The following is a 17,173-nucleotide window of genomic DNA, read 5'->3' on the forward strand; positions in this document are numbered from 1 at the left end:
GTCGGCGGACCCACGCACCCTCCCCGCTCGCCACTCTCGCCAACAGCCGCGGGATGACGCCGTACCGGAGCATTGTCAGGACCGGGAGCGCCTCAGGCGGCGGCCCAGCAGGACGGCGCCTGTGCCTGCGAGCAACGTGCTGGCGGCGATGCCGGTGAGCGCGGTCTCGGCCCCGGCGCCACGGGTGGTTCCGGTGGCGGCCAGCGCGGGCCGGGCGGGATCGGTCGCCGTGGCGGCTTGGAGGAGGAGAGCAGTGACCGCGTCGGGGTGGGAGATCATGGCCACGTGGGAGGAGTTGATCTCCACTGTGTGTGAACCCGCGCGTTTCGCCTCGAAGCGTTCCTGGTCGGGATTGATGGTCTTGTCCTGCTTCGCGACGAGGAACCACGACGGGATGTGCTTCCAGGCGGCCACCTTGGCCTTCTCCGAGAACGCAGTCGTTGCCGCAGGTCGCTGAGTGACCGCCATGACCCTCGCGGTGTTTTCCGGCAGGTCCGCGGCGAAGACCGGATGGATCCTGTCGGGCTTGAGGTACAGGTCTGTCCCGCTGACGCCGCCGGCCCGGTAGGGAACGGACTTCGTGGCGGTGCCGAGTTCGCTGGGGAACTTGGCACCCAGGGACATTCCGCTCTCGCCCACGTCGGGCATCAGTGCCGAGACGTACACCAGGGACTTCACCCGGGGGTTGGCCGCGGCGGCCGTGCTGATCACGGCGCCGCCGTATGAGTGACCAGCCAGCACGATCGGGCCCTTGATGCTGTCCAGCACGGAGGCGATGTAGGTGGAGTCGGTGTACAGCCCGCGCAGCGGGTTGGCGGGAGCGATGACCGTGTAGCCACGGCGTTCGAGCCGTTCGACTACCCCATTCCAGCTGGAGGCGGCCGCGAAGGCCCCGTGCACCAGCACGATGGTGGGTTTGGTCGTGGTTGTGGTCGTGGTCGTGGTTGTCGTCGTGCCGCCGTCCGCGGCTACAGGGGCCGCCAGGGCCGTACATATGGCCACGGCGCACCCGGCCGCCATGACGTGTGCGCTACGTATTCGGCGCCGTGAACCCGGGACCGGAAATGCTGGCATGCCGTTCTCGCTTTCCGTGAGATCTATGACACGGATTGTTCAGGCGTCCGCACCGGTAGGCTCGGCCAGCACTCCAACCGGGTGAAACGGGTGAAAGAAGTACGCCCCGAGAGTGAATGCCGGAGGTAAAAGGTGTTCGGAACCTACGTCGTGCCCCATTGCGCAGTCCGATGACCGTCCGGCGCCGTGCGCAAAGCACTGGCTCGACCAGCTTTTCATCGTAGAAAGCGTGCCACTGCGCGAACTTCCGTTCGACTCGGGGAGTCCGAACTCGGCGACAAGCGGTGTCGGCTGTCAGTTGCGAAGTCGGTCGGCGCTACCGAACGTTCTGGCGCCCTACTGGATGGCCCGTTGCGTCCAACGGGCCATCGAACAGGCGGTGGCACTCGCTACGCGGCGTCACCGGGAGAACAGGGACGATCAGGAAGCGACCCTGGCGTTCAGCCCGTAGTCCAGTTCTGCACCATCGACCAGTACGGCCTCGACCGTGCGTGTACTGGGGTCGATGTCGGCCACGATCCCGTCCCCGGCGTAGCGGGGGTAGCCCGAGGCACCGGTCTCGCCCGTCGCCTCGACGACTGCCGATCGCACGGCCGAGTCCTCCACGGAGGCGCCGCCTCTGCCCTCGATGTGTTCAGGTACCAACAAGATCCGGAAGCGCTGCGGCTCTGTAGTCATGCTCCGGTATTTAATCGCCTGTCCCACCAACGGTGGGAAAGGCGCACGACAGGTCTGCGCAAACAGGCTCCGTCGGCGAGGTTTCCCCATCCGTCGCGGAGGCACGGCAGGAATCGAAACACCCGTCCGTCGCCTCGCTCCACCACTCCTTCGCCGACGCCGAGGAGGCCGCCGCCGCGGCTCAGCAGGAGGCCCTGGCGGCGCTCCAACGCACGCTTCAGGTCTTTGGTAAGAGGGGACCCATGTCACGGGTTCGTGATCGGGCGCACCTCTGTTTCTCGGTGCGGGAGCAGCGGGGGAGTGTTGGTCACGAGTCCGACTAGGTGTTCGGCGAGGTCGGTGTCGAGGGGGGCACCGGTCATGAGTCGCCGGTAGAGGATGGTGCCGGCCCAGATGTCCTGGACGAGGTCGATGTCGAGGTCGTGGGGCAGGTCGCCGCGTTGGATTCCGCGGCGCAGTGCTGCGGCGATGTTCTCGCGCTCGCGGTACAGGAAAGCCTCCCGGAACCGGGCCATGAGTTCGGGGTGGGGGAGGAGGCCGCCGGCGAGTGCGGGCAGTGAGGTGGCCATGTCTTCGTTGGCGTAGTTGTCGATGGTCATGTCGACGGCGTGGCGCAGTTCGGCGTGGGTGTCGTCCAGATCGGGGATCTCCTCGGCGCGGAAGATCTCGGCGAGCGCGTCGGCGACGAGTGCCTCCTTGCTGGGCCACCAGCGGTAGATGGTCGATTTGCCGACGCCCGCGGCCGCCGCGACGGCCTCGATGGTCAGTGCCGGGTATCCCTGTGCCGACAGGACATCCCGTGCCGCGTCGAGGATCTTTGAAAGGGGACGCGGCCCGCCGGCCGCCGGGCCTGAGGAGAAGACGGGTGCCATGAGTTAAACGATACGTATCGTTTCGTGCTCGATGAAACGCTACGTATCGTTTCACTCCAGTCTCTTCCCGAAGGACGTGGCATGAAGGGTTACACCGTCCCCCTGTCTCCCCGTGGCATCGCGAACCTGGCGCCCGCCCCGCCATGGCACTACGCCGGCACCGTGGTGGGTGTGGAGTTCTTCACCGACCCGGCCGCCGCCGCAGCGACTCTGCCCGAGGGCCTGGCCCCCGACCCGGACTCCGCCGGCCGCGGCGTCGCGATGTTCATCGACTGGCAGTACTCCTCCACGGGCCTGGAGTACCTGGACCCCGCACGCTCGCAGTACCGGGAGTTCCTCATCACTCTGGACGCCCACTACAACGGCACGCCGGTGGCCTGGTGCCCCTCCATCTACGTCGACAACGACTCCGCCATGGCCCGCGGCTGGGTCCAGGGCTTCCCCAAGAAGCTCGGCGCCGTCCACCAGACCCGCGCCTATTCCGTCGGCGGTCCCGGCACCCCTGTCCTCGGCCCGGGCGGACAGTTCGGCGCCACCGCCTCCGCCGCCGGACAGCGCATCGCCGAAGCCAAGATCACCCTCGAACAGCCCGTCCCCGACCCCGCCGCCCTGATGAGCCGCCCCGTGGTCAACCTCCGACACTTCCCCCGCCTGGCCGCAGGACAACACGACAAGCCCGCCGTCCACGAACTCGTCATGTCCGTCCTGGACAACAGTGCCATCAGCGACGCCTGGGCGGGCACCGCCGAGCTCGCCTTCCTCCCCGCCCACGGCGAAGAACTCGCCGACCTGCCCGTCCAACGCACGGGTAGGGGATTCCACTTCGAGCTCGCCTACACGGTCACCGACCTCAAGACCCTCATCGACCACAGCAACTGATCACCCCGTACACCACGACGGCCCCGCCACCCGCCATCACCCCGGTGGCCCGTCCCTGAGAACGAACCATCCCCAACGCGGCCGTGCCCCCGATCTCCTGGGGGCATGCTCGCCGCTCTCACACTTCAGGAGTCGACGTGCCCATCTATACCTGCACCACCGCCCAGGGAGGGCTGAGGGCCGACGCCAAGGGCGAACTGGTCACCGAGATCACCAGGATCCACGCGGAGATCAACCACGTCCCGCCCGCCTACGTCAACGTGGTCTTCTCCGAACTGCCTCAGGACAGCGTCTACGTCGGTGGAGAACCAGGGGCGCCGCTCCTGATCGGCGGTTGGGCACGCCGCGGCCACCCGCAGGAGGAGACGACCCGCCTGGCACTCGAACTGTCGGCGGCCGCTTCCCGCATCACAGGGATCCCCGAGCGCCGCATCCTGGTGGTGATCCAGGACAGTCCCGCGCGTTCCGCTGTCGAAGGCGGCCAGGTCCTGCCCGACCCGGGTCAGGAGAAGGAATGGCTGAGCCGTCACGAGGCGTGAGGCCGGGGCCGGGGTGACGGCGCGTGGGCCCTTGCAGGTCATCTCGATCGGCCGTTCGGCGGTTCAGTGCGATCACGCGGTGAAGAGTGGGAAGCCGTCCTCCTGTACTACGCGTCGCCGTAGGCCCTTGAAAGCTCGGTGCAGCTCATGCCGCCTGCGCGGACGCATCCTCGGCACACCAACCCGCGCGCAGTCGGCGACAAGGGCGCGCGGCGCCCCTCCGATACGAGGGTCGCACCGCCGGCGACGACCTCGCCCCTGGCGCGATCGCCGAGTACGACCCCCTGCGGGCTCGCGACTTCTTCGACGTACGGCTGTTCCGGCGCTGGAGGCAGTGTGCCTGGCACCAGAAATGTGGCGATCGGCGGCGGCAGCATTCTCACACGGCGCGCAGGCCCCGGTCGGCGAAGGCGATCAGCCACTCGAAGCTCTCGTCGATGTCGGCGCTCCACTGGAAGCCGTTGGCCACCTGCAACGTGGCGAACCCGTGGCAGAGGCTGCGGAGCATACGCAGGGCATGGTCCACGTCGGACTCCGGGACCTCGTAGCCGCGCAGGACCGCCATGAACGCGTCGAGCAGCCGCTGACCCGCGATGGCCAGCGGATCGCCCGGGCCGGACGGTTCCACACCGATCGTCGCCGCGTATCGGCCGGGGTGCTCCAGGACGAAGCCGCGGAAGGCACGCGCCGCGGCCGCCAGGGCGTCGCGACCCGCGTACCCCTGGACCGCGCCGCCGACGGCGTCGGCGGCCTCGCTCAACGCCAAGGCCGCGATGCGCCGGTTGAGGTCTTCCTGGCCGCCCACGTGCTTGTACAGGGACGGGGTACGCACGCCCACCCGCTCGGCCAGCAACCCCATCGTCAGATTGGCGAGGCCCACCTCGTCGGCGAGGGCGGCACCGGCCGCGACCACGGCCGCCGGGTCCAGGCCGACCCTAGGCACGAGCGGCGTCCGATCCGATGAAGGCGAGCATGAGCGAAACCACCTCATCGGGGAACTGGTCGTGCGGGTAGTGCCCGGCGCCCTCGATCATCTCAAGGCGACCGAGGCCGGACGGCAGGGCGTCAATGATGGCCGAACCCTCGGCGTGCGGGTCGGCCCAGTCGGGGTCGAGTGTGCCCATCACGACCAGGACCGGGCAGCGGACGTTGCCTAGCTGCGCGCCGGCGTCGGTCGGGGCGCTGCGGCCCATGCCCTGCATGGCCTTCATCCGGCCCGGCTCGCGCAGCAGGGAGTCGATGCGGCCGAGCCGCTCGGTCCAGTCGGCCGGCTTCACGCCGGGGTAGGCCACGTCGAGGTACGAGCGCCAGAGCGGCACGCTGCCGAACGCGCCCGTGCCGAGCAGCCGCAGCATGCCCTGCCGGAAGCGTTTCACCCGCAGGTCGCCGAGGCGGATCGACTGCTTGCGCGTGAACGGCGCCAACTCGACAACCGCGGTGATCAGCGAGGGTTCTTGCGCCGCGGCGATGGTGGCGGCGCCGCCGGAGATCGAGTGGCCGACCAGCACGGCCGGGCCGCCCAGGTGGCGGACTACGGCGAGCAGGTCGCCGGCGATGGCGGTGCGGCTCCAGGCCGGCCAGTCGACGCTGGACTCGCCGCAGCCGCGCAGATCGACCGCGGCGACCCGATAGCCCGCCGCCACCAGCGGCGGGATCACGGCACGGTACGCGGCGCGGCTGTCGCCCATGCCGTGCGCGAGGACGATCAGCGGGCCTGACCCCGCCACCTCGTATGCGATCGTGCCGCCGTCGACGGCAAGGTACTCGGTCATGACATCCCCTTGTCTGGCTAACTCTGTTAGCTAAAAGCTAATCTCATTACCCAAACCTGTCAACGACGAAATCCCCGGCACGGCCGGGAGGAACGACCAAGCGTCGCGGAAGGGGGCAGACCTCGATCGGGATCGAGGGGGAGGAGCCGAGATGCCAGGTGCCAGGTGCCGTCGGCGAGTTGCTCCTCCAGATCCGGGCTCGCGCGCCTCGTCGTCCTCGAGCCGCTCGGGCCGGGGGAGCGACTGGCGTTCGTGCTGCGCCCGAAGAAGGGTCCAGACGACCGAGCGGCCGACGATTGGCGGACCGGAGCAGCGAGAGGTGGTCCAGGCATCCCCCGAGGGCAGCTCGCCACGGCGACTGTCCGCTCGCGCAGCCGCGCGGGGGGCGAGCGGTGCTCGCCAACGGCCTTCCCGGGGTCGTGTCTTGGCGCGAGGAGGGAACTCCGCTCTCGGTCATCGCGTTCACCGTCGTCGACGACGACCACGGCCGGAACGTCCCTCCCTGAGGTGTAAGAAGGTGCAGCTCAGGGTGAGGATGGGCAGAGCTGGCTGCCGGGTGTCCGGAGTGTGCGGGGAGCCGTCGGGGTGACTGGTACCTGAGGGGACCGCCACGGTGCCCGGCCTGACCGGCCACCACGACCAGCCTCAGCCCGGGCGACCGGGCATTGCCCATGCGGTCACCGTATGACCCGGCTCAGCCCATGCAAATCGCACAACTTAGGGGCCTGCAGCTCAGAGGCCTGCATCTCGGAGCCCTGAATCATTGTCATGTAGGTGGGATCCAGTCCCGCTCCCCGTACTCTGCTGCCGCTCAGCGCCCTTGCCCTGGCCGCCCTCGGGGTCCAGGTGCATGGGTGGGAGTTGGGAGTCCGGTCCGGCTATCTGCCGCACAGCATGCTGGTGGGTTCCTCGGAGGCGCTGCGGCGAGCGGAAGACGCCGGCGGAAATGACCTGGGCCATTGGATCGCCAAGCAGTCAGTTCGGACAGCCGTAGTTCCCGCCATCCGAGTCGAAACTGCCGAAGCGTCACCACCGACATCATCCGTGTCAGTCGTGCAGGGCGGTCTTGAGCGCGTCGATGGCGAGATGGCGAGCGACCTTGGTGGCGTTGGTGTCACGGAGGAGGTCCAGCATCAGGAAGTCGTGGACCATGCCCAGAACGCGGACCGCAGTGACGTCGACGCCGGCTTCACGCAGCTTGGCCGCGTAGGCCTCGCCCTCGTCACGCAGGACGTCGGCCTCGTCGGTGATGACCAAGGTCGGGGGCAGGCCGCGCAATTGGTCGATGCTGGCCCGCAGCGGCGAGGCGTAGGGCTCGGCGCGCTGGGCGGCATCGGGGGTGTACTGGTCCCAGAACCAGATCATTCCGTCCCGGGTCAGGTACTCCCCGTCCGCGAACTGCAGGTAGGACGGGGTGTCGAAGTCGGCGTTGGTGACGGGGTAGAGCAGGACCTGGCAGCCGACCTGGACATCATCGCCCCTGTCCTTGGCCATCAGGGCGAGGGCCGCGGACATGTTTCCGCCCACGGAGTCGCCGCACACGGCGAGGCGCGAGGCATCCAGGCCGTGCTGTGCGCCTTCGCGGGCGGACCATTGGGCCACGGCGTAGTTCTGCTCGATCTGGGTGGGGTACTTGGCCTCGGGGCCCGGTCGTAGACGGGGAAGACCGCAGCCGCGCCGGCGCCGACGGCGAGTTCGCGTACGAGGCGGTCGTGGGTGTTCTCGTCGCCGAACACCCACCCGGCTCCGTGGATGTAGAGGATGACCGGAAGCGTCCCGGAGATGCCGCGCGGGCGCACGATGCGGGTGCGTACCTGCCCCCACTTGCCGGCGTCGACGGTCACCCATTCCTCCTCGACGTCGGGTTTCGTGACACCTTCTCCGGTCTGCAGGCCGGCGAGGATGTCACGTCCCTGATCCGGCGGCACCTCGTAGATCCGTGGGTGCGGGGAGGTCGACTCGGCAAGGTCTTGCGCCGCGGGCTCCAGGATCGGAGTGGGAAGCACTGAAGGCATGCTGATCTTCCTTTCCCTGCAGGGGTGGGGGCAGCAATGACGCGAGACGTACTCTTTGCGTAGATATATGCATCCTTGATAAGGGTAGCGGGGCGGCGACACGCCCGCGATTGCACCAGTCCGTCCCTGGGTGGGCAGAGGAAGGGCAACGGCGACGTGCTGATGAACGCGGCACGCCCCCTCTGCACACCGGGCACTGCAACCCGAACGGATCGATCCGTTCGACAAAGCGCACGGCACCTGGATCGCGACGTGCAGAGCGACCGTGGATCCGGTGGCACCAGCGAAGCCGCCGACTCACCCCGCGATCGCGCGGCGCGCACCGCCCCCGCGCACAGGACGCCTGATTAAATGATGTTGAGGCAGTCGAGGAACGGTGTGGCGGCCGAGGTGTTTCCTGTGATGCGGCAGTGGTCGCGCCAGGGTTTGCGGGTGGTGGCCCACGCGATGAAGTCGAGTGCCGTGCTGTGGACGCGGGTGGTGGCGTCCGCACCGGGTGTCACGGTCAGCTCCCCGTCCGGCCCGGACGCAGGGAAGACGGTGACGGTGGTGGCGCCTGGTCCGGTCAGGTCGAGGACGAGGGGCCTGTCGACGGTGGCGGTGAGTTCGGGTCCCTGCATCTGGGGGAGGCCGGCGAGCATGAAGTCGACGGCGGGGGCGACTTGGTCGTCGGTCGGTTCCGGCAGGGTGAACGGGAGCGGGCCGTCCGGGGCGAGCATGTCGTTGCGCAGGTGGCAGAAGACGTTGAACGCCATGGTGTTCGCCAGGAGGTGGCGCGGATACGTACCGAGCCCGGCCACCTCGACAGCCGCGTCGGCCCCCGGCGGTTCCTGGGCCGCTTCCAGGAGGTCCAGCTGCCGGGGAGTGCTGCGCCGCCACTCGTCGAGGACTTCCGCATGGTTCCAGCCGCGTCGTTCGTCGACGCGCAGGTCGTGATACCGCTCGCGGTTCTGCGGGAGGGAAGGGTCGGGCGGCGGCGGGTCCACCGCCTCGGAGGCGAGGGCCGCGAGGTGAGCCACCACGTCGATGACACGCCAGCCGGCGCACGCGGACGGCAGCTCCCATTGCTCGTCGTCCACCTGGGGGATGATCTCAGCCAGTTGCGCCGTGCTCGAACGTGCGGCGGCGATGCCGGCACGGGTCATCGTTCCTCCCTCGCCTCTCTCGATTGGACGGCCCGGTCAGGACGCGGCCTTGCGGGACATGCGGTAGGTCGCGGCGACGTCCGCGCGGCCGAGTCCGTCGTCGGCCGCGAGGCGGAGGCGTTCACGTACGACTTCCGCGATGCCCAGGTGCAGGCCGGCGGCGCGCGCGGTGTCGGTGATCAGGCCGGCGTCCTTGGCCGCTGCTTCGAGGGGGAAGGAAGGGGCGTCGAGGTCGTCGTCGATCATCTTCGGGCCCTTGCTCTGGACGTACGGGCTGTTGAGGCCGCTGTCGTCAATGACCTCGATGACCAGGCGGGGGGTCCACCCCCAGGGTGCCGGCGAGGGTGAGGGACTCCGCGATGCCCTCGACGGTGGTCAGGACCCAGGCGTTGTAGGCGAGTTTGAGGCTGCTCGGCTGGCCGACCTCGTCGAGCCACACGGTGCGTTTGCCCACCGCCTCCAGTACCGGTCGCACCTCTTCCCGTGCCTCCTGCCGGGGAGAGGCAGCCAGGATGGTCAGGGTGCCGGCCACGGCCGGTTCCTTGGTGCCGAGGAGGGGGGCTTCGACGTACGCGACGTTCAGGCGGGTCGCCTGTTCCGCGAGACGGCGGGACCCGTCCGGGGAGACCGTGCACGTCTGCACCCACACCGTGTGGCCGCCCAGGCCGTCGCGGGCCTGGTCCATCACGTCGGCGACCACCTTCTCGTTCGCGAGCGCGGTCAGTACGATGTCGGCGCCTTGGCAGGCCTCGGCCGGCGTGTCGCACACCGCGGCGCCGACGTCGGCCAGCGGTTCGGCGGTGGCGCGGTTGCGGTTCCACGCGCGCAGCCCCACTCCCGCCGCCGCGATGTTGCGTGCCATGGCCTCCCCCATGGTCCCCGTGCCGAGCACGGCGACCACGGGCCTTCCCTGCCCGGACGGCGGGGTCCGGTTTGTTCCGCGCATCGTCGCGCCTCCCTACGATCGACGCGCCGCGCGCCGCGACGGCCGGCGGGCATGCCGTGGTGTCGACTGCCGCCGCGTATCGGGGAGTTCAGGCGTCTTGGCCGATCCAGACGGTCTTGGCGTTCATGAACTCCCGCATGCCGAGGTCGGACAGCTCGCGTCCGTAGCCGCTGCGTTTGACGCCACCGAAGGGGATCTCGGGGTAGCTGGTCGTGTTGCCGTTGATGAAGGCCATGCCCGACTGCACGTCGCGGACGAAGAGTTCGCGTTCGGCCTCGTCCTCGCTCCACAGGTTCGACCCGAGGCCGTAGGGGTGCCCGTTGGCTTCCCGCAAGGCCTCCTCCAGGGAGGGGACCGCCCACACCTGCGCCACGGGGCCGAAGACCTCCTCGTGGTACATCCGCATCTCAGGTGTGATGCCGGTCAGCACCGTGGGCGGGTAGAACCAGCCGGGCCCGTCCGGGCGTTCACCGCCCAAGAGGACCGTCGCGCCCTTGGCGACGGCGTCGTCGACGTAGGACTCCACGTCCCGCCGGCCGGACTCGGTGGCGAGCGGTCCGACGTCGGTGCCCTCGTCCATCGGGTCGCCCACCACCAGCGCGCCCATCTTCGCCACGAACATCTCGATGAATGCGTCACCGATGTCCTCGTGCACGAAGAACCGCTTGCCGTTGATGCAGGACTGCCCGTTGTTCAGACATCGCGCCTTGACCGCGACGTCGGTGGCTTGCTCCAGATTCGTGGAGGGCATGACGATGAACGGGTCGGAGCCGCCGAGTTCGAGGACCACCTTCTTGATCTCGTCGCCGGCGATGGTGGCCACCGACCGCCCCGCCGGTTCACTGCCGGTCAGCGTCGCTGCCGCCACCCGCGGGTCGCGCAGCACCTGCTCCACCCTCCCCGCGGAGATCAGCAGGGTCTGGAAGACGTCGTCAGGGAAGCCCGCGTCGCGGAAGAGTTCTTCCAGATACAGGGCGCACTGCGGCACGTTCGAGGCGTGCTTGAGCAGACCCACGTTCCCCGCCATCAGCGCGGGCGCGGCGAACCGCATGGCCTGCCACAACGGCAGATTCCACGGCATCACCGCGAGCACCGCACCGATCGGCTGGTACGTCACGAACGTCTGCTTCGCGCCCACGCGCCCGCCGTCACCCTCTAGGTCCCGCAGGAACGCGGGGCCCTCAGTGGCGTAGAAGCGCAGCCCGCGCACGCACTTGGCCACTTCCTCCTCCGCCGCCCGGAAGGTCTTGCCCATTTCCGTGGTGATCATCGAGCTGACGCTCTCGACCTCCTTCTCCAGACGGTCGGCCGCATGGTGCAGCCACTCCGCCCGCTGCTCGACGCTCGTCAGCCGGTACGAGGCAGCCGCAGCCGCCGCCCGCGCGAGCTTGTCCTCCAGTTCCTCAGGAGTCAGTTCGTCGAACCTCCTGAGGACCTCACCTGTCAAAGGACTCGTCGTTGCGATAGCCATGAATCCACGCTATTACCGCCCGATAAGGTGAGCAACTCACTCATTTGCCACCTTATTGGCCTCGCGAAGCGGCATGCTGGTCGCCGGGAGCCATGCCCTTCAGATCGGCCAGACCCCGCCGTCCAGCAGCGACGACCCGCCAAAACGGCTGCCATCTCACACGCTGTCGACCGCCCAGCACAGCACCGGATGCGTCGCAACCGCAGGTGCGCAAGCATGGTGATGTCCGCAGTGGCGGCCGCGGTGACCGACGCCGGAACCTGCTTCCCACCCGCGCCGCCCGGCCTGAGCCGCTTTCCGCTCGTCCGCGAGAGCGAGGCACTCATGACGCAGATGCAGGCAGCCCGGATGCACGGATACAAGGAACCCCTCCGGATCGAAGAGGTCCCCATGCCCGAGCCCGGGCCGGAAGAGATACTCCTGAAGGTCGCCGCAACAGGCATGTGCCGAAGCGACTACCAGCAGCTCGAAGGCTACTTCGAGGGCCCGTTCCCGGTGGAGCTGCCCTACATCCCCGGTCACGAGGTCACGGGCCGAGTAGCGGGACTGGGCAGCGCCGTGCCCAAGACGGTGGGCTATTCGGAGGGCGACATGGTCGTGGTCAATCCCAGCTGGGGAGACGGCACGTGCCGGCAGTGCCGCGAAGGCAACGAACAGTTGTGCAGCGGGAACGGTCGGTGGGTGGGATTCGGGCCTCCAGGAGGCTTCGCCGAGTACATGGCCGTGGAGTGCCGCCATGCGATCCCCGTCTCGGAGGACGCCGCGAAAGCACCCGAGCTCCTCGCCCCCATGACCGACGCGGGCATGACCCCGTACCGGGGGATGCGCAAGCTCCGGGACGCGGGCAAGCTCGGCCCCGGCAGGACCGTCGCCGTCACGGGCATCGGCGGGCTCGGAAGCTACGCGATCCAGTACGCGAAGTTGCTCGGAGGCGGCGCCACCGTGGTGGCCCTCGCGCGCACGGACAGCAAACTGGACGTCGCGAAGGAGAACGGCGCGGACCACGGGATCAACGTCAGGAACAAGTCCACCGAGGCCATCCAGGACGAACTGGAAAGTCTGACCGGCCGGAGAACGATCCACGCCATCCTGGACTGCGTCGGCAGCGAGACGTCCATCTCCATGGGATTCGACCTGCTCGGCCCCGAAGGCGCACTGGCGGCCGTCGGTCTCATGAGCCAGCGCGTCGAGCACCGGCAGTTCCCCTTCGTGGGCACGGAGCTGTCCTATCTCGGTTCCTTCTGGGGCAACCACCTGGACCTCGTCGACGTGCTCTCACTCGCGGAAGCCGGTCTCGTCAAGCACAACGTCACCAAGGTCGAACTGGAAGACATCAACGAGAACCTGGAAGCCCTGGGTCGTGGCGACGTCGTCGGACGCCAGGTCATCGTGTTCGAATGACGGTCGTCGAATTCATCGCCTTCAAATGACGGTCGCCGAATGACGATCACGTCCGATATCACGCTGGATCGCGCAGAGCACCCAGGCGGTCGGCCCGGGTGCTCTCCGCGGACATCAGGTTGACATCAGGCCGGACATCGCTCGGCGCTGAACAACCGCTCCCCTCGGTCAGGACAGAGCCGTGACGAGCTCCTTGGCGAGAGGGCCCGAGGAGGCGGGGTTCTGCCCCGTGAAGAGGTTGCGGTCCACGACTGTGTACGGTTCCCAGGCGGGACCCCGCGAATACTGGGTGGGCAGCTTCTTCAACTCGTCCTCCAGCAGCCACTTGGCCTTGTCGGCGAAACCGACACCGGCCTCCTCCTCGTTGCAGAAACCCGTCAAACGGTAGTTCGCGAACGGCGTTTCGCCGTTCGCATCACGGGTCGCGAGGAGAGCGGCGGGGGCATGGCAGACGATGCCGAGCGGATTGCCGGAAGCGAGTGCCTCCCGCAGCAGTGCCCCGGAGTCGGGGTCGACCGAGAGGTCCTCCATCGGACCGTGACCGCCGGGGTAGTAGACCGCGTCATAGTCCTCCAGGCGAACCTCCTGGAGAGAGATGGGATGCCTCAGTTCATCCGCGGCCTCGATGACGGCCTCCTCCTGGAGGGCGTTCTCTTCGCCGCCCGCCATACGGGGCTCCAGGCTCATCGTGTCCACAACGGGAACGACCCCAGCCGGAGTTGCCACGGTGACCTCGTGTCCGGCGTCGGTGAACACGCTGTAAGGCGCCACGAACTCCTCGGCCCAGTACCCGGTGGGATGTCGGTGCCCGTCCTTCATGGTCCAGTAGCTCGCGCCGGTCAGCACACACAATATCTTGGCCATGAGACGCTCCTCGGTAAGACGTTGCCCTGGAACGGGCATGAGGTGACCGGGTTTCACGTGCCCATCAAGTGTGAGCGGGCATCCTGGGGTCGGCAACTTGTGGCCGACCGAGGCGTACACACATCGGCCTCGCGGAATTTCAACAGGGTTTCTACACCGCCATACAGGAAATGTGCGACACGAATACATCACCGTTTTGGGTGAGGTATTTTCGGCGATGCGTTTTCTTGGGGTGCGGAGGTCTGTATGGGTAAGTAAACTGACGGATCCGGCGTTCCGAAGGACTGCCATGATCAAACCCTATGGCCCCTACGATTTCCTGTCGGCGATACGGACCTTCTCGTTGACCTCGGCGTCCGTGGCCGACGGCGAGTCATTGGCCCGCGAGCAGGTGAGCGGCATCCTGGGAGCAGGCGGATCGGACATCTCACCGCAGCTGAGCTGGTCCGGTTTTCCCGAGGAGACGCGGAGTTTCACGGTGGCGATGTTCGACCCGGATGTGCCCACGGCTTCGGGCTTCTGGCACTGGGCCGTAGCCAATCTGCCCGCCTCCGTGACCGACCTACCGGCCGGGGCGGGAGACGGCAGGGAGCTGCCTGGCAGCGCGGTGACGCTGCCCAACGACGCCGGCTACAGCAGGTACCTCGGCCCGGCGACGCCTCCGGGCAACGGCCCGGACCGTTACTTTCTCGTCGTGCATGCCGTCGACGTGGAAGAACTGGAGGTGTCAGGGGAAACGCCCCCTGCCTGCCTGGACTTCCTCCTGTTCAGCCACGCGATTGCGAGGGCGACCATGTACGGCACTTTTGAGCGGGCCTAGTACTGCGCGGTCGCCCTGTTTCCGGTCGCCCTATTTCCACATGTAGTTCTCGGCGGCGTCGACGATCAGATTCTTGACCGCCTGCGGATGCGAGACCAGGGACACGTGCGAGGAGTCGATCTCCACCGTCTTTCGGGCCTTCGCCCGCTTCGCCTCGTACCGCTCCAGGCTCGGGTTGATCGCCTGGTCCTGTTTGCCGACAAGGACGTAGACGGGTTTGTTGCGCCATGCGGCGCCGGTGAGTTTGTCCGCGAACGCCGAAAGCGCGATCGGACGCTGTGTGACAGCCATGATGTCGGTCTGACTTGTGGGCAGGTCCGCGGCGAAGACCTGGTGCAGTTTGTTCGGCTGTACGTACACGTCCGTGCCGGTGGTGCCGTCGCCGTTGCGGAAGGGCACCTGCTTCAGAGCTTTGGTGAGTGGGACGGGAGCGAACTTCGCGGAGAGGCTGGAGAACGACTCTCCCACATCGGGCATGATCGCGTTGATGTACACGAGAGCCTTGACATTGTCGTTTCCGGCTGCAGCCTGCGAGATCACCTCTCCGCCGTAGGAATGACCGACCAGGACGATCGGTCCCTTGACGGACTTCAGGAAACTCGCGAGGTAGGTCGAGTCCTGGGGGATACCGCGGAGGGGGTTGGCCGGTGCGGCCACCGTGTAGCCGTTCTGCTGGAGCCGTTTCGCGACACCGTTCCAGCTCGACGAGTCGGCGAAGGCGCCGTGCACGAGCACGATAGTGGGCTTCTCCCTGCCGGGATCACCGCTCGGGCCACCTGCCTGCGCTGTAACGGGTGTCAGGGCGTAGGTGATTCCCGATACCGCCAGGAGTGCCGCACTCCAACGGACGATGTTCAGGTTGCGGCGCGACTTGCAGGGTATTCGCATGTCATTCCTTCGGTGCGAGGGCGTCGAGCGAGGCCCGGTATTCCAGCGTCGAGGACTCGTGCCGCCATGTCCCCGCGCACGGGCCATCCGAGTGAGCGCACCCCGGAGGCGCGGAGTCTCCCGTCTCTCGATGACTTCGCTCCCGGGTCCCGCACTGCGACCATCGGCCAATCACCCGCGGACTCGCACGCGTCGCCGCCCTCTGTCGCTCGAGCGCGGCTGCACCGCCACTCAGGCCTCCTGGGCGCTCGGGCTGGGCGGTGCCGGACAAACCGTGGGCCGCATTCTGTACGCCGCTCTCGCCCGCCGCACCACCGTGACGGCGCGCACGGCGGTCTTGCTCGCGCTGGGCGGGATCACCACAGGCGTCGGGGAGGTTCCAGATCCCAGAGAGGCCCGGATCGAGCGTCTGAAGGCCCAGAACGCCGAGTTGAAGGACCGCGTCACTGACCGGGACGCGACCATCGGAGGCCTGACCTAGTTCAAGAAGCTCGCACTGTGCCGATCAACGGTCAGTTGTGATTTCCCGCCGTCGACGGTGCGGACCAGGCCCGTGAGCCAGGCGGTGGCGAGGTCGGTGCAGGCACAGGATGGTGGCGACCTCGCGTGGCTCGCCGTGGCGGCCGGGCTAGGGCCGGAGCACGATTTTGCCGTGGGTGTGCCGTCGTTCCAGTTCACGGAACGCGTTTCGCACCCGTTCCAGCGGGTAGGTGCGGGCGATCGGCACCTCCAGCTCTCCGCGCGCGGCCAGCCGGGCAAGTTCGCCGAGCACGACCGCGCACGCCGCCGCACCTTCTCCGTAGGTTCGTGCCCCCACCCTCGCCGCGGCCTGCCAGTCGCTGATCGTGTTGATCCGCTCGGGCGGCACGCCCAACTCCACTGCCAGTTCCACGTAGCCGTCGCCGAACGTGTCGATGAACGCGTCGACATTCCCGCCGGAAGCCTGCCGGATCCGTTCGGCCACGTCCTGCCCGTACTCGACCGGGATGACACCGCGATCCTTCAACCAGGCATGGTTCTGCTCGCTCGCCAGCCCGATCACCGTGGCGCCGCGCCGCTGCGCGAGCTGCACGGCAAGAGACCCGACGCCGCCCGCCGCACCGGACACGACAACCGTGTCGGCCGGTTGGGGGTCCACGGCGAACAGGGTGGCGTACGCGGTCGTGCCGGCCACGTACAACGACCCGGCCACGTCCCAGGACAGCCCCTCCGGGCGCGAGGTCAGATTCACGTCGTCGACCACGACGAACTCCGCGTGGCTGGCCCTGTGATGGGTGAAGCCCAGGACCTCGTCGCCCACCGCGACGCCGCGCACCTGCGGACCGGCTTCCACCACGATGCCGGCCAGATCGCTGCCCTGCCCGGAAGGGAACGTCGCCGGCCAGCGTCCATGCCGGGCGCCCTCGCGGATCATCGTCTCGCCGGGCTGGATCCCGGCCGCGCGGACCTCGACCAGCACCTGCCCGGGGCCGGGTGCAGGCCGGTCCACCTCCTCCACCCGCAGCACATCGATCCCGCCGTACTCGTTGAACCGCACCGCCTTCATCGCGTGATCACCGCTCTTCCTCGTTCGGACAGGTCTTGGACGCTCACGCCCCGGACGGCCACACATCGACCGGGCCATCGCATTCAACGGTTCAGGAACGGAGCTGTCTTCCCAGGATCAACGGTCCGAGGAAGTATTTGACGAACGGTCATATCACTGCTGGCAATTGGCAACTGGCACGGGGATGCACCGCGACGGCCTCGATACCTGCCCCCTGCCTGCCGGACGCCGCCCTCAGCGCGGTCGACAGCGATGACTTCCGC

17 protein-coding genes and 2 pseudogenes are annotated in these 17,173 nt (G+C 68.1%); 6 read left to right on the plus strand and 13 right to left on the minus strand.

Features of this window, described 5'->3' with window-relative positions; translation table 11 throughout:
- Window positions 1–75: 75 nt before the first annotated feature.
- The 3 genes from OG798_RS51430 to OG798_RS51440 all read right to left on the minus strand — a co-directional run bounded on the left by OG798_RS51430 (window position 76) and on the right by OG798_RS51440 (window position 2,624).
- Window positions 76–1,020 carry an alpha/beta fold hydrolase gene (locus OG798_RS51430; RefSeq protein ID WP_328759710.1) on the minus strand — a complete coding sequence of 315 codons (945 nt, stop codon included), beginning with the start codon at window positions 1,018–1,020 and terminating at the stop codon, window positions 76–78.
- A 474-nt stretch (window positions 1,021–1,494) separates the two neighbouring features.
- Window positions 1,495–1,752: a hypothetical protein gene (locus tag OG798_RS51435; protein WP_095850242.1), complete on the minus strand. Its 258-nt coding sequence runs from the start codon at window positions 1,750–1,752 to the stop codon at window positions 1,495–1,497.
- Between the two features lie 245 nt (window positions 1,753–1,997).
- Window positions 1,998–2,624 carry a TetR/AcrR family transcriptional regulator gene (locus OG798_RS51440; RefSeq protein ID WP_328759712.1) on the minus strand — a complete coding sequence of 209 codons (627 nt, stop codon included), beginning with the start codon at window positions 2,622–2,624 and terminating at the stop codon, window positions 1,998–2,000.
- A gap of 81 nt (window positions 2,625–2,705) precedes the next feature.
- Here OG798_RS51440 and OG798_RS51445 point away from each other — a divergent pair, with 81 nt between their 5' ends.
- Together OG798_RS51445 and OG798_RS51450 are read left to right on the plus strand one after the other, a co-directional pair.
- Complete coding sequence (locus OG798_RS51445; protein ID WP_121413432.1) at window positions 2,706–3,503, plus strand: acetoacetate decarboxylase family protein; 798 nt, start codon at window positions 2,706–2,708, stop codon at window positions 3,501–3,503.
- A gap of 137 nt (window positions 3,504–3,640) precedes the next feature.
- Window positions 3,641–4,042, plus strand: coding sequence for a tautomerase family protein (locus OG798_RS51450; RefSeq protein WP_328759714.1), 402 nt, complete (start codon window positions 3,641–3,643; stop codon window positions 4,040–4,042).
- 379 nt (window positions 4,043–4,421) lie between these two features.
- Here OG798_RS51450 and OG798_RS51455 read toward each other — a convergent pair whose 3' ends face one another.
- Both OG798_RS51455 and OG798_RS51460 read right to left on the minus strand, forming a co-directional pair.
- Entirely contained in the window at window positions 4,422–4,955 is a 534-nt protein-coding gene (locus OG798_RS51455; RefSeq protein WP_328760204.1) for a TetR/AcrR family transcriptional regulator, read from the minus strand.
- A gap of 22 nt (window positions 4,956–4,977) precedes the next feature.
- Window positions 4,978–5,814: an alpha/beta fold hydrolase gene (locus OG798_RS51460; RefSeq protein ID WP_120988128.1), complete on the minus strand. Its 837-nt coding sequence runs from the start codon at window positions 5,812–5,814 to the stop codon at window positions 4,978–4,980.
- A gap of 774 nt (window positions 5,815–6,588) precedes the next feature.
- Here OG798_RS51460 and OG798_RS51465 point away from each other — a divergent pair.
- A pseudogene (locus OG798_RS51465) lies at window positions 6,589–6,786 on the plus strand (hypothetical protein); the annotation flags it as partial.
- 75 nt (window positions 6,787–6,861) lie between these two features.
- Here OG798_RS51465 and OG798_RS51470 read toward each other — a convergent pair.
- The 5 genes and pseudogenes from OG798_RS51470 to OG798_RS51490 form a co-directional block, all read right to left on the minus strand.
- Window positions 6,862–7,829, minus strand: a pseudogene (locus OG798_RS51470) (alpha/beta hydrolase).
- 347 nt (window positions 7,830–8,176) lie between these two features.
- A complete protein-coding gene (locus OG798_RS51475; RefSeq protein WP_328759717.1) occupies window positions 8,177–8,974 on the minus strand; it encodes a maleylpyruvate isomerase family mycothiol-dependent enzyme in 798 nt (265 codons plus the stop codon).
- A gap of 36 nt (window positions 8,975–9,010) precedes the next feature.
- Window positions 9,011–9,286, minus strand: a complete 276-nt coding sequence (locus OG798_RS51480; RefSeq protein WP_095850233.1) for an NAD-binding protein — start codon at window positions 9,284–9,286, stop codon at window positions 9,011–9,013.
- Entirely contained in the window at window positions 9,267–9,920 is a 654-nt protein-coding gene (locus OG798_RS51485) for an NAD(P)-dependent oxidoreductase (protein WP_328759719.1), read from the minus strand. Before OG798_RS51485 ends, OG798_RS51480 begins: the two co-directional genes overlap by 20 nt.
- An 88-nt stretch (window positions 9,921–10,008) precedes the next feature.
- Window positions 10,009–11,391 (minus strand): NADP-dependent succinic semialdehyde dehydrogenase, encoded by a 1,383-nt coding sequence (locus tag OG798_RS51490; protein ID WP_328759721.1) that lies wholly within the window; start codon window positions 11,389–11,391, stop codon window positions 10,009–10,011.
- Between the two features lie 216 nt (window positions 11,392–11,607).
- Between OG798_RS51490 and OG798_RS51495 the strand changes: the two genes are divergently transcribed.
- Window positions 11,608–12,792 (plus strand): NAD(P)-dependent alcohol dehydrogenase, encoded by a 1,185-nt coding sequence (locus OG798_RS51495; protein ID WP_328759722.1) that lies wholly within the window; start codon window positions 11,608–11,610, stop codon window positions 12,790–12,792.
- Window positions 12,793–12,960: 168 nt separating this feature from the next.
- Here the strand turns inward: OG798_RS51495 and OG798_RS51500 are convergent, their stop codons facing one another.
- Window positions 12,961–13,656, minus strand: coding sequence for a type 1 glutamine amidotransferase domain-containing protein (locus tag OG798_RS51500; protein ID WP_095850230.1), 696 nt, complete (start codon window positions 13,654–13,656; stop codon window positions 12,961–12,963).
- A 172-nt stretch (window positions 13,657–13,828) separates the two neighbouring features.
- Between OG798_RS51500 and OG798_RS51505 the strand changes: the two genes are divergently transcribed.
- Window positions 13,829–14,476, plus strand: coding sequence for a YbhB/YbcL family Raf kinase inhibitor-like protein (locus tag OG798_RS51505; protein WP_435864124.1), 648 nt, complete (start codon window positions 13,829–13,831; stop codon window positions 14,474–14,476).
- A 30-nt stretch (window positions 14,477–14,506) separates the two neighbouring features.
- Here the strand turns inward: OG798_RS51505 and OG798_RS51510 are convergent, their stop codons facing one another.
- The gene (locus OG798_RS51510) at window positions 14,507–15,364 is read right to left on the minus strand and encodes an alpha/beta fold hydrolase (protein ID WP_121413425.1); all 858 of its coding nucleotides are present in this window, start codon (window positions 15,362–15,364) and stop codon (window positions 14,507–14,509) included.
- Between the two features lie 274 nt (window positions 15,365–15,638).
- Between OG798_RS51510 and OG798_RS56895 the strand changes: the two genes are divergently transcribed.
- A complete protein-coding gene (locus OG798_RS56895; protein ID WP_413253624.1) occupies window positions 15,639–15,845 on the plus strand; it encodes a hypothetical protein in 207 nt (68 codons plus the stop codon).
- A 147-nt stretch (window positions 15,846–15,992) separates the two neighbouring features.
- Here the strand turns inward: OG798_RS56895 and OG798_RS51520 are convergent, their stop codons facing one another.
- Window positions 15,993–16,910, minus strand: coding sequence for an NADP-dependent oxidoreductase (locus OG798_RS51520; RefSeq protein ID WP_328759724.1), 918 nt, complete (start codon window positions 16,908–16,910; stop codon window positions 15,993–15,995).
- Between the last annotated feature and the right edge of the window lie 263 nt (window positions 16,911–17,173).

The sequence above is a fragment of the Streptomyces sp. NBC_00271 genome, from assembly GCF_036178845.1.
GTDB lineage: Bacteria > Actinomycetota > Actinomycetes > Streptomycetales > Streptomycetaceae > Streptomyces.